The organism is Microcoleus asticus IPMA8, assembly GCF_013179805.1.
GTDB lineage: Bacteria > Cyanobacteriota > Cyanobacteriia > Cyanobacteriales > Microcoleaceae > Microcoleus > Microcoleus asticus.
Genome location: NZ_SRRZ01000170.1, coordinates 1 through 13,110 on the forward strand (window position 1 = coordinate 1; position 13,110 = coordinate 13,110).

The 13,110-nt window shown below is 46.7% G+C and carries 9 protein-coding genes; 5 read left to right on the forward strand and 4 right to left on the reverse strand.

The annotated features are described in order from the left end of the window. From E5S67_RS32825 to E5S67_RS28890, 4 genes are all read left to right on the forward strand, one after another. The coding region (locus tag E5S67_RS32825) for a hypothetical protein (protein ID WP_216670782.1) at nucleotides 1-354 on the forward strand (354 nt) is incomplete at its 5' end. Nucleotides 355-356: 2 nt separating this feature from the next. Next, nucleotides 357-1,760, forward strand: coding sequence for a 7-cyano-7-deazaguanine synthase (locus E5S67_RS28880; protein ID WP_246277031.1), 1,404 nt, complete (start codon nucleotides 357-359; stop codon nucleotides 1,758-1,760). Nucleotides 1,761-1,804: 44 nt separating this feature from the next. Next, nucleotides 1,805-2,998: an ImmA/IrrE family metallo-endopeptidase gene (locus E5S67_RS28885; protein ID WP_172192475.1), complete on the forward strand. Its 1,194-nt coding sequence runs from the start codon at nucleotides 1,805-1,807 to the stop codon at nucleotides 2,996-2,998. Between the two features lie 19 nt (nucleotides 2,999-3,017). After that, nucleotides 3,018-3,569 carry a PIN domain-containing protein gene (locus tag E5S67_RS28890; protein ID WP_172192477.1) on the forward strand — a complete coding sequence of 184 codons (552 nt, stop codon included), beginning with the start codon at nucleotides 3,018-3,020 and terminating at the stop codon, nucleotides 3,567-3,569. 74 nt (nucleotides 3,570-3,643) lie between these two features. Here the strand turns inward: E5S67_RS28890 and E5S67_RS28895 are convergent, their stop codons facing one another. The 4 genes from E5S67_RS28895 to E5S67_RS28910 all read right to left on the reverse strand — a co-directional run bounded on the left by E5S67_RS28895 (nucleotide 3,644) and on the right by E5S67_RS28910 (nucleotide 10,734). Further along, nucleotides 3,644-5,788, reverse strand: a complete 2,145-nt coding sequence (locus tag E5S67_RS28895) for a ShlB/FhaC/HecB family hemolysin secretion/activation protein (RefSeq protein ID WP_172192479.1) — start codon at nucleotides 5,786-5,788, stop codon at nucleotides 3,644-3,646. Nucleotides 5,789-6,423: 635 nt separating this feature from the next. Further along, the gene (locus E5S67_RS28900) at nucleotides 6,424-7,431 is read right to left on the reverse strand and encodes a protochlorophyllide reductase (RefSeq protein ID WP_172192481.1); all 1,008 of its coding nucleotides are present in this window, start codon (nucleotides 7,429-7,431) and stop codon (nucleotides 6,424-6,426) included. 259 nt (nucleotides 7,432-7,690) lie between these two features. After that, nucleotides 7,691-8,809 (reverse strand): alkene reductase, encoded by a 1,119-nt coding sequence (locus E5S67_RS28905; protein ID WP_172192483.1) that lies wholly within the window; start codon nucleotides 8,807-8,809, stop codon nucleotides 7,691-7,693. A gap of 197 nt (nucleotides 8,810-9,006) precedes the next feature. Further along, nucleotides 9,007-10,734, reverse strand: a complete 1,728-nt coding sequence (locus E5S67_RS28910; protein WP_172192485.1) for an RluA family pseudouridine synthase — start codon at nucleotides 10,732-10,734, stop codon at nucleotides 9,007-9,009. 504 nt (nucleotides 10,735-11,238) lie between these two features. Between E5S67_RS28910 and E5S67_RS28915 the strand changes: the two genes are divergently transcribed. Continuing rightward, entirely contained in the window at nucleotides 11,239-12,921 is a 1,683-nt protein-coding gene (locus tag E5S67_RS28915) for a tetratricopeptide repeat protein (protein WP_172192487.1), read from the forward strand. Nucleotides 12,922-13,110 lie beyond the last annotated feature (189 nt).

Here is a 13,110-nt window from a genome sequence, read left to right on the forward strand (position 1 = left end):
ACGATTTCTCTCGGGACATCTCAACTCCTACTTAGGTTTACATCCTCATTATACATTATTTATGATTTACAAATCATTTGCGATCGCTATAATAGTATTTCGGAAGCAATTTTGGGGCAATACATGACCACAGTGCTGGAATCAGGATTTCATGGTCGTATACCACTAACCGATGAACATCTTGCAGGGATGAATGATCGAACTCTTAAACAACTAATTCAAGAAATTCAGCCTGCGGTTGTTTCTGCGATCGGTAATTGGGCAAATAAGGCAAATATCGATGGAAGTGTAACCAAATTACGACTACCACGCCGTCAAGTAAATCCAGTAGATATGGATGAAGACCTATGCTAACAATGAAGAAGGAATTTCATGCTCACGATAGTGATTACACACTAGATTTTGGCTCTGGGGTAAATAATAATGGGTGTATTCAGTTTACAGATCATGCTACTAAAAAGGAGAGTTCTATTGGAATTACGATAGACGATGAAGAATTCAACTACCGAGTCAAGCAAGAGTTTCCATCTGTAGTTGCTGATCTAATCGATCTGGCTGTTGCAATCCATTTCGCAGATCGTCTTGCATTTCAAAATCTACGCCAAGATCAAAGTCGCATTTATGTAAAACTAGCAGTCCGTCATCCTGAAATAATGAATACTGAATTATTTCGATCTCAGCTAGAAATTTTGCTTGAATGGGCTACTGGAAGTCTATGGTTGTTTGACTTCCAAAAGAGATCAGATTCAGAACGTTTCGTTGTTCGGCAACCATCTTTACCAGTAGCATCTCAGGATTGTGAAGTTGCCATGTGGAGTGGTGGTCTTGATGCCTTTGCTGGTCTCTATCAACGTTTGCGATCGCATCCAGAAAAGTCATTTTTACTTTTTGGCACTGGAGGTAATGTTAACGTTCACAAGCTACAGGAAGATACAGAAAAACAAATTAGATATATTTTTCCCAATCGTTGTACTTTATACCGATTTCCAATTCGCTTCTTTGATAGCAATGCAGTTAGAAAAAACAAAATTACCCGCGCAAGAGGTGTTGTATTTGCGATGCTGGGTGCTGCCTGTGCATCTTTAATGGGGCGACAAGAGCTTTGCTTTTATGAAAACGGAACTGCTGCAATTAATCTTCCATATCGCGAATCTGCGTTGGGATTAGATCACACCAGATCGGTTCATCCATTGACTTTGCTGAAAGTGAGCGATCTCATTTCAGAGCTTCTAGGAGAGGGATTTCGGGTCGGGAATCCATTCCTATTCTCAACTAAATCTGAAATGTGTCAGATATTAGCAGAAGACGTGACAGGTAGACTATCTTCGCAAACAAAGTCATGCGACAGCCCCCACAGACATAATATCAGTCAGTGTGGATATTGCTCCTCTTGCCTTTTACGACGACAAGCTCTTAGTGCTGCTAAAATAGAGGATAAGACTCGATATCTAATATTACATGGAAATTATTCACCAGCGAAAGATCCAAGTGAGAGTTTACGACATATGCTCGCACAAGTTGAGACGCTACGATGCTTACTCAATCGACCTAATTCACATAAGGTTCAGTGGGAAGCGTTAACTCGTAAATTTCCAATCCTTGATGATATTGTCGATCGATGTTCAGTCGTAGAAAAGTTGACCACTCTTGATATGCAGAGCAAGTTAATTAGACTTTATCAAAACTATGTCGCTGAGTGGGATGATGTAAAGTCTCAACTATCAGTCAACCTCATTAAGAATAGGGACAGTGAGTCGTAATATCGAAACTAGTTGATCGCTTAATAAGATTAAGGAAAACTGTAATGGCTACTAATATATTAGACAACATCGATCTAGGGAGATTGGGGGCACTCCTTCAACAAGCCCGCAAAAGCTGTGACATAACTCAAGCTCAAGCAGCCCAGATTATTGATACTGCAAGAACAACTATTGTTGCAATTGAGAAAGGAGAACGCCGGATCAAAGCAACCGAACTGATTAAACTCGCCCGTGCTTATGGAAAAGCCATCGGCGATTTCGTTCAGCCTCGTGCTGTTACAGAACCTTTTGAGGTTCAATATCGCTCGGCATTTGGGCAGAATGAAGCTGAAGCAGCACGGATTAAACCCACTATTTTGCGCTTAGAGGAACTGTGCCAAAACTATCTAGATCTCGAAGCGATGATGGATGCACCCTTACCTCGAAATTATCCACAAGAGTACAAGATCGATAATATGCCACTTGAGGCGGCAGCGGAAAGTATTGCCATCTCAGAACGTCAACGGCTTGGGCTTGGTGATGCACCTATTCCATGTCTGCGAGATATTTTAGAACAGAGTGTCGGATTACGAATTTTTTATATAGAGATGCCACCTAAATACTCAGGCATCTATAGCTACAACGAACAAATGGGTGGCTGCATCGCCATCAATGCTGGACATCCTGAAGAGAGAAAACGCTGGTCATTAGCACATGATTACCTGCATTTTCTCGCTCATCGACGGAAGCCCATAGTTGATTTTGACGATCAGTATAAAAGGAAACCAGAGAGCGAGAGACTAGCAGACACTTTCCCTAATTATTTCCTAATGCCGACAAGTGATTTACTCAAGCGATTTAACGATATGCACCGATCTCATGGCAAGTTTACTGCAACAAATTTATTCACTTTAGCTCACCATTATGGAGTGTCTATTCAAGCTCTCATCTATCGATTAGAAGCAATTAAATTGTTACCATCTGGAACTTGGGAGCGTCTGCGCGATCGAGGATTAAAAGTCCGAACAGTTCAACAGGAAATGGGCTTAGAACCTATCACGGAGCGCATCGATATGGCTCCTATTCACTATCAGCATTTAGCGATAGAAGCACTAGATCGAGGGTTAATTACGGAAGGACACTTTGCTGATTTTCTTGGTGTCGATCGCCTGGAGGCTCGACGGATTGCAGAATCATTAAGCGCACATTCAAGCGGAATAATCGAAGAAGTTGCTGATTTAGACCTTTGTCAGGCGTAGGATAATTGGGTAATCAACGATGAATATTAAACAATCCCATATTGTCCTAGATGCCTGCTGTATTCTAAATTTCTATGCTTCCGGAAAATCTCTAGAAATATTGCAAGCTATTCCCGCTCAAATTGTAGTTACTGAAGTTGTTAGATCGCAAGAATTAAATACGCTTCAGCGGATTGAGAATGAGGAGACTGAAGGTGCAATTTATTTTGACCAGGCGGTTCAAGAAGGTTTAATATCGATCGTAGATTTTGAATCGGAAGCAGAGGCAGAAACTTTCATCAACTATACTGCTCAAATGAGGGATGAAGGAGAATCTGCAACATTTGCGATCGCCTTTCACCGCGAATGGGCAGTTGCAACTGATGATAAGAGAGCGATCGCCTTTCTAAGAAAAGAGGCTCCTCACATCCAAATTGTATCAACACTGGAAGTAATTGAACATTGGTCGGAAAAATCAAATATTGACTCAGTAACATTAAAAGCCACATTGAGTGCAATTCGAGTTAAAGCGAGATATCAACCTCCTCGAAATCATCCTTTGCTGATTTGGTGGGAAACTGCAATGAAATAAATAAGGGTTCCCATTATGTGCAGCTTCATAAATAATTAGTATTACTTATCAATTTTGTAACCCAACCTACAATATTAAAACGGAAAATAATTAATCCGAAAGTAGATGCCTTTTTCCTGCAAAGTTCGATCGCCCGATCGAGCATTTATCAAAGGAATACCGTAGTCTAAACGCACATTCAATTGATCGCCCATCTGCCAAACCAGCCCCAAACCCGCACCCAGCAGTTTGTCCGAGTCGGGATTCGCCTTTTCCTCCGAATGGTTCCACCCTAACCCAAAGTCGATAAACGGAGCGACTTGCAACAATCCTTGGACTTCTGGGACACGCCAAACCGGAATTCGCACTTCAGCAGACGCGATCGCACCGCTATCAGTTAACAGCAAATCTTGGCGGTATCCGCGCACGCTTTGAACGCCCCCGATCCCGATTTGTTCGAGGGAAAGCAGGGGGCGATCGGCTAATTGAATGTCTGAACGCACTATCAGCAAGGTTTCTGGTGCTAGCAGCCGCACGTACTGCGCTTGTCCGCGCCACGCCAGAAAGCGGCTGTCGGGCCCGCTATCGTTCGCAGTAGCGCCCAAAAAATCGGTACCGAGGGAAAACTGCGATCGCGCCGCGAACACTTGGCTGGAACTCCGCTGCACGTATTCTTGAAAAAAGCGCACAGCCGAAACCCGCGTTTCGCCGCGCTCATTTGCTCCCGCCGAAAGCGCAAATCGTTCCCCAGAAAGGAATGTATCGCTTTCTTGCCGCGAAAAACTCAGTCCCAAAGCCAAAGTGCGATCGGGCTTTTCGACAATCGGCTGGCGGTAAGTTAACTCGTAAGTTCGCGATTTCCCCTCGATTTGTGCAGCATCGAAGGGTTCCTCAATGATGTTGGTGCTAGCAACACCCGCAGCGAACCCAATCGTGCCGTTGCGCGCGTTGACGGGGACTGTGTAGCTGCCGTTGAATTCGTTGCTGCCGTCGGTGTTAGCATAAGATACCTCTAATCCGTCGCCCAAACCGAGCAAATTAGCTTGATTGATGCGAACACCGCGCCGAAAACTGCCGACGCTGGGCGATCGGTTGTTGTCTGCGAACACTTCGCCGTTAAAGCTGTCTGCTTCTTTTACCCGCACTTCTAAGCGGCTGTTTTCCGGGCGGCTTCCGGCTTGGAGTTCAGCGGAAATATTAGCAATTAAGGGGTCGAGTTGCAGCAGTTGCAAGGCTTCCAGCAACCGAGATCTGTTGAGGGGCCGTCTGGTAGCGCGCTCAAGGCGCGATCGCACGTAATTTGAATTTAAGCGCCTGTTTCCAGTAATCACAATTTCATCTAATCCGCCTTCTACAATCCGAATTGTCACCACACCTCCCGATCTGGGAAAGGTTTGGTTGGCGGGAATTACAGCGCCGGAATTGATATATCCTGCGGCTACATATTTTTGAGTGACGGCTGCTTCGGCTGCGATCAGTTCGGCAAAGGTGATTTCGCGCCCCGCAAACTCTTTAATAACTTCTGCGAGTTCGCGATCGCTAAAAGCCGTGTTGCCCTCAAATTCAAAGCGATCGACCTGAATTGTACCCGGAATCTCCGGCCTAGCATCGCCGGGAACTGGTGTTGGCGGCGTTGGTTGGAGGGGAGACGGCGCAGGCGGTTGCGGCGGCTCAGGAGGTGGTAATTCGGGTTCTCGGGGCAGAATTGGGTTCGGCAGTTGGCTTAGTTGCGAGTCGCGATCGATACCCAAATCGGTTTTTTTTATGCCCATATTTTCTTCTAGCTTGTGATCTCGGTTTAAAATCTCGGTTTCTTGAGTTTTTGTGCTGAATGTGCGATCGGCCTGAGAAGTTGCACCATTGTCAATAAGCCTTTTACGGGCGGGCAGGATGCCTACCCCACAAGAAAACTCACTCTTCGCTTCACAGGCATCTTGCCCGTTCTTGAGAATGGTGTAAGATGTCACATCGACTGAATTTGCCGCAGACGGCGGTAAGTCGGGAGTTTCCGCCGCCACCGAGTGTTCTGACTCAGCGGGTAACTGCGTCTTCTCGTCAGCGGTGGCTAAGTCTTCGCGACTGTCAAGATTAGTGTCGCCTCCGCTGCTGACTGCTGCCAAATCCTCAACATTTGAGGTCAAAATTTCAACTGTGCCAGCGGATGTTTTCGCTGGTTTTCCCAGCCAAACTAACCCAAAAATTCCAGCGAGTAAAAATAGTTTTTGTGAGCGACAAGCCATAGGATCTAATTATTATCTCGCTTAAGTGGGGGAAAATATTTTCAGGAAGTGAGCACCCTCAAGTAAAAATCAATCTTAACAGCAAAAAAGGAAACAGCCCTCGCAGCCAACAGTTTCGCAGGCGCTAAAAACCAAAATGTCGATCAACCCTTGTTCCTTTCCCAACTCTTACGCATCAACCGGGTTTTTATCCGAAAAAATATCGTGTAAGTCGATCGTAAACGCTAAAAAAAACCAATTTTTTTTGTTGCAAAACCTGCCCTTTCATGCTAAGGCAGCAATCAGAATAGCCCTGCACGCCAGGGTAAACCAGAAACCGGGTTGTGTCCGAAAAGACGCGCTACAACTGAGATCTTGCACCATTCTCAATAATCTTTTTATGCACAGGCAAGATGCCTGTTCCACAAGAAAATTTCTCTCTTGTGGAACAGGCATCTTGCCTGTTTTTAAGAATAGTGCAAGATGTGAGTTACAGCCCGCAGATCCACTAAAAAACCCGGTTTCTTTGATTTTGGTGCATCATACCAAATCCGACTTTAATACCCCCTTTATTCTTGAGTCCGCGTCGGCAGACCTCCTGTGCCCTGACGCGGTTTCAACAGCCTAGTTTTATATCAGGGGTTTCTAACTATGAATTATGCAGAGCGGCCCGCACCAGCCGCAGCACCCATTTGAGCCCCGTCAGCCAATCCCACCAACTTAGCACTCAACTCCCACATCCGCTCGCCTTTTTCATCATCGCGGGCCTGGGGAGAAACCTTCTGCACAAAAGACTTACCATCTTTTTTCTGGCGATTTCCCCAACTCCAATAAGCCCCAGATTGCTTGTATTCTGGATCGGCAACCACCATCGCCAGCCTTTCGCCCGCCAACTCCTGCGACACGTAACCCCCGGTGATATTCTTCTGAAACAGCGGGAACAGCTTCTGAAACAAAGGATAGTGGTTGCGGAACAGCGGCGTATCCGCAACGCATCCCGGATAAAGCGAAGTGAAAGTAATCCCCGTGGATTCATGAAAGCGGCGGTGCAATTCCCGCATCGTCAGCACGTTGCAAACTTTGCTATCTTTGTAAGCCTTGACCGGTTCAAACTTCTTGCCGTCAACCATCGAAATCGGATCTTTGAAACCCGCTTCAAAACCTTCAAACTTGCCCAAATCCGGGCGCGGCGGAATCTTCCCGCCCAACTCGTCTGGATTGTGAGTCACTGTTCCCAAAATAACGATTCTCGCATCGTTATAGTAGGAAGGCTTCATATTTTCCATCATCAGGTTGCACAGCAGGAAATGACCCAGGTGATTGGTAGTCATCGTCAACTCGTAACCCTCCGGGCTCCGCAGCGGTTCCTTAATCAAAGGCATATAAATGGCGGCGTTACACACCAAAGCGTCCAGAGGCCTGCCGCTTGCCTTAAAAGCCCGAGCAAACTGGCGCACGCTGTCCAAATCGCCCAAGTCAATCTGCATGATGGAGAAACTGCCTTCAGGTATGCCCAACTCTTGGGCGGCGTCTCCGGCTTTCCGCACGTCCCGACAGGCCATGACTACGTGCCATCCTTTGTCTGCGAGAGCTTTCGCGCCGTACAAACCGACGCCGGAGGAAGCGCCGGTGATAATAACCGTTGATTTATGATTTTGTGCCATCTTGTTAAAAGCGCTTCCGCTATTGATTATTTTCAGGCACTCAAAAGCTGAGCTAGCAGCTCTAATTTTTTGAAGTACCCTATGGTTATTAGGATATGGGGAAATGTTCTCGATCTCAACCGGCGATGAAAATTAAATATCGCTCCAACTCCCGCTCCTACTTTTGTGAATTAACCATAAATCCTGTTGGGGCGAGTTCACCATTATCTATGATTCACATACTCGGTATTGATAAACCCGCCCCAACCAACCAACTCAACTAAGAAATAGCTGCCGGTTCCTGATACCTAGGGAAATCGATATAACCTTCAGGCCCAAAAGAATACCAGACGCCCACTTCAGCCTGCGGATTGAGCGGCCAACCATTAGTAAAACGCTCTACCAAATCGGGATTGCTGATAAAATCCCGACCAAAAGCAATTAAATCCGCAACTTTGCTGTTCAGGGCCGTTTCAGCCTGTTCTTGAGTATATCCGCAGTTGCCGACGAGCGGCCCTGCAAACACATCGCGAAACTCACTTATCATCATCGGCGTTCCCAATTCGTGAAAGCCAAAAGCCAGACCGTCCACCAAGTGAAGGTAAGCTAAATCATAGGCATTTAACTGGCCCGCAAAATACAGAAAATCTTCTCGATATTCTGGAGAACCCATATCATTGTAAACACCATTGGGAGAAAGTCTAACTCCCACTCTGTTTGCGGGAAATACTGTGATAATCGCCTCTACAATTTCCTTAAGAAAACGGTAACGGTTTTCAACTGTGCCACCATAGGAATCAGTGCGGTGATTGGTTCTGGTTTGGAGGAACGTGTCAATGAGATAGCCGTTAGCCGCGTGAATTTCTACACCGTCAAAACCTGCTATTTTTGCCCGTTCAGCAGCCTTGCGATAATCTTCTACAACGATCGATATTTCAGCCGTTTCTAGAGCGCGGGGAGTTTCGTAGGGTTGTTTGCCTAAAGGGGTATGAATGCCTTCTCCGTTTATTTTGATGGCAGACGCTGCAACTGGTAATTGATTGTTTTCATGAAAATTGCTGTGGGAAGCCCGCCCGCAGTGCCAAAGCTGCATGAAAATCGGCGTTTCGCGGGCATGAACCGCAGTCACAACTTGTTTCCAAGCTTCGCCTTGCTCGTCTGAATAAATACCGGGCGTATTGAGCCAACCATTAGCTTGAGTAGAAACCACCGTAGCTTCTGTAATGATTAAACCAGCGGAGGCTCGCTGAGTGTAATACTCTGCCATCAAGGCGTTGGGCATCCGCGCTTCACCGGCTCTGGAGCGCGTCAGGGGTGCCATGACTACCCGGTTTTTTAATGCTAAATCTCCGAGTTTGAAGGAACTGAGCAGCAGGGGAGAAGTGGTTTGAGCAGTCATAATCTTGAGGTTTTATCAACTGAAAAATGAGGGAAATCACTTAGCGGTTAACTGTTACCTGTTAACATAATTAAGGTGATATCCTCCGCACGAATTGTCGGGGGACAAGCTTAATATAACTTGAATCCATCACCCGGAATGCTAACGGCATCACATATTCACGATCGATTATCGCTCGTTGCCCGATCGCCCTCAGCTTAAAATGGTGTTTCTGCCTTTAGGTATAGCGTTTCTCCCAACTGCGGATGCTCAAAGGAAAGTTCCCGCGCGTGCAAGTGTAGCCGGTTCGCAGCAGCCCGACATCCGTACAGTCGATCGCCCAAAATCGGTATTCCCAACCCTCTAACATCCGCTGCATGAACCCTCAATTGATGCGTGCGTCCCGTCAGCGGCAAAAACTCGACGCGATCGCAATTTCCCTCTTTCGCCATTACCTGAAAGCGAGTAACGCTGGGCTTTCCGCACTCCCAATTGACTTGCTGGTAAGGGCGATTTTCTGGATCGCCCCAAAGTGGGAGATCGATCGTCCCCGCATCAATTTTTACAGTACCGGAAAGCACCGCTTCATAAACTTTTTGAACCTGCTTTGTTTCAAATTGCTGCCTGAGTTGACTGCTAGTTTCTTTGTCCCGCGACAATAGCAAAATACCCGATGTTTCCCAATCTAAACGATGCACCGCAGTCAAATCCAAACTATCAGGCAACAAGTTACGCAAACGACTAAAAATACTATCTTGATTTTCTAAATAACGACCTGGAACTGACAGTAACCCAGAGGGCTTATTGACGGCAATCAACCATTTGTCTTCATAAATAATCGGTAGCATTTGCGTAACGGGCAAGATGCCCGTTCCACAATAAAAATTATTGCTTGTGGGGTGGGCTTCTAGCCCGCCCGTCACACCCTCATTTATATTAGAAACAGTCCGATTGTGAGCCAATCCTGACAGCAAAAAACCCATCAACGGCTGACACCGATCGCCACAAGCGCCATAAAATTCTCCCTGTATCTTATCCCCCGATGGCGGCCCCCACCAAAACTCAGCCATTGCCAGCGGTTTCAGATTGTTTACTGCCGCGCAGTGGAGCAATTTTGGCGCGCAGCAGTCGCCGGTGCCCGTGGGAATAGAATTAGTTGGCATCAATGAAGAGATCGATCGCGATTTACCCAAAAAATTCACCAGAGTGTAAGCCGCGTGCATTTGCGTCTGAAGTTCGCGGGAAAGTTCTTTTCGCCGCTGTTTCAGCGCCCGCATCCGCCCGTCTGCAGCTTCAATTAATTGTTTTAGCGGCTGCAAAGTTTCATCTCGCTGCCGTTTCAAGTGCCTGCGTTCAATTCCCTCCAAGCGGCTTTCTTGATTCAGTTGTTCGAGGGCAATTTCTAGTGTTTCTGTGGCGAGGGTTTGACACAGTAACTGGCGTTTTTCGTCTCGCTGCTGCTTGCAATTGCGCTGCCGATCGCTCAAAACTTGCAATTGCACTTCAAACTCCCGAAATAAGGCTTCATACTCTTGTCGCTGCGGGAGTTGATTCAGTGCAATAAGTTCCTGTTTCATCGCCTCCAATTGAGTTAACGTGCGGGCTTCCTCGAAAGCAACTCGATCTCGTCCCGGAATCGGTGGCACCCAGCCTTCAACAATGCTGCAACCATTCAGCAGCCCGGAAAATGCTTTGAGTATCCCCTGCTCCCCCGAAGCCATCTCCACCAGCAATATGCCGTACATCTTCCCTTCGCGAGCGTAGGAATCGTCAGCAGCAAGGTACTGCATCAAACCCCGGGCGAGATCCTCGGACATTCTAGTGCGCGGCAGTCTCACCAGCTCGCCACTTTGAGGACAACGACCTTCGTACCAATAATTGGGGTGCGAGTCGATCGACCCCGAATCACAGTCCGTGAAATCTAAAAGCGCGTGCAACTCTAACATCTTAAATTTGGTTTTAAACCTGAATTAGGACATATCTGTTTGTGTCTTGACCCCGCCCAAAAACGGATACAAGTTTCCGACACTCGTCGTGGAGAGATCAAAATTTTAGACTCTGGTTCAAGCTCCCAGATTCATCTGTGGAGTCAATCGATTTTAGATTTTAGATTTTAGATTTTCGATTGAAGCATTGACCCCACGGATAAATTCGGAGGCTCCTTTATCGGATACAGGTTTTTTATTTCTGGACGGATGAATCCGGGGGCTTGTATCCTGGATGCTTTCGGTCAATCGAAAATCGAAAATCGACTGACCGTATTTTATAGCGGTATACGCAAACTGGGAGCGCTGCATAATTTTATACATTGCAGTTAAGTAAACATAATTTGTCGCAGGAGGCCTGATATGCTAAATTTGTCTCAAAACAGCAGCGAGTTAAGAAAAGCATAAGTTAATATATAAGACCGCCAGCTTGTTATCCCACTAAATTTTTTATGTGCAAGGCGTATGCCAGACCTCTCGACTTCGGCTACAGAAAACTCCTCAAACCCCCAACCAGCACTGCTGCCGCCGATTTTTAGAGCTTTTGCAGCATTTCCAGATTACGATCGGGGCAATAGATTGTACGCATCGGGAAGGTACGAAGCGGCAATCATTTGCTACGCAAAAGCGGTTCAAATTAACCCGGACGGGGCCCGGGCGTGGCTAAATTTGGGCAAAGCTTACAAGCAACTGCACTCCTACGCAGAAACCGTAGTCTGCGCCGATCGAGCTATTGCAATTAATCCCGAAGAATATTGGGCTTGGATGCTGCGCGGGAGTGCACTGTTAAGTTTGCAGAATCACTCAGAAGCGATCGTAGCTTTAGACAAAGCAATTCAAATCAATCCAGAAAAGCACGAAGCTTGGTATCAGCGGGGCAGAGTATTAGAGGAATTGCAGCAGTGGGATGCAGCAGCAAGCTGTTACAAAAGAGCAACCCAAATTCATCCGAATTTGCCCGCGATGTGGTGCCGGCAAGGCAACGCGTTGCTGCAAGCTGAGCGCTACCCTGATGCTGTGGCGGCTTACGAGCGCGCGCTGAAACTCGTCTCGACTAATGGGGAAGCTTGGCTGAACCGAGGTTTGGCTTTGATGAAGGCGGAACGCTACGCTGAAGCTGTAACTTCTTACGATCGCGCCATTCAACTGAAACCGCAAAATAGTCTGGCTTGGTTCAATCGGGGTATTGCTTCAGCAAAATTGCACAAATATGCAGAAGCCGTGACAGCTTACGATCGCGTACTGCAAATGCAGCCCAACGACTGCGAAGCTTGGTTCTATAAAGGAATGGCCCTCCAATACCAGTGGCCAGATGCAGCAATTGCTTGTTTCGATCGGGCAATTAAAATTAATCCTTTTTATGCCGAAGCATGGATCGGGCGCGGTCAAACACTGTCAGAATCGAGAGATTTTGAAGGGGCGATCGCTGCTTTTGACAAAGCCATTCAAATTAATCCGAATTTCCCCGAAGCTTGGCTGGGTAGAGGCATCGCCCTGGCAGGATTAGAACGCTACAAAGAGGCTATTATCGCTTACAGCAATGCCCTACAAATTGAAGGTAATTTTCTAGAAGCTTGGAATTTGCGAGGCGAAGCTCTGGAAAAATTGCAGCAATACGAAGAGGCTATCGCCTGTTTTGATAAAGTAATCTCTCTGAGTTCGGAAGCAGAAATTACATCAAAAGTAGGGTTGCAGCAAGGTGCGGCGCTGGAAAAATTGCAGCGTTACGAAGAAGCCGTCGCAGCTTACAACCGCGTAATTAAAATTGTGCCAGACAATTTTGAAGCGTGGTTGAAACGCGGCAACGCTTTCTCAAATTTGCAGCAGTACGAACAAGCTCTAGCATCATACGATCGAGCAATTACTATCTGGCCCGACAGCTATCAAGGCTGGGTGCAGCGAGGTTTAATCCTGGAGAAAATGCAGCGCTATTCCGAAGCACTCGTCGCTTTTGACCAAGTGATTCAACTCAAGCCCGACAACTGGGAAGCTTGGGCGCAGCGCGGCGACGTTTTGCAAAAATTGCAGCGGACTCAAGATGCCATTACCTCTTACGGAGTCGCCCTGGAAATCAAACCAGATTACTACGAAGCTCTAGTCAATCGAGAAGAATTGAGACTGAAGGGCGCGATGTCAGGAAAGTGGTAATGGCAGCATCCCAATGATAGCTTTCTTTCGTAGTGTTCGCTGTCAGATCGCGAAGCGAGATATATCTTCTTCGCTAGCGGGACACTCGCTGTGACATATAATACCATTTTTTTAAAGATGTGATAGACTTGTGTAAAAAGTAAAGGCGAGAATTACAATGTCTGGTCGTCCTCATATAAAGATTACCGA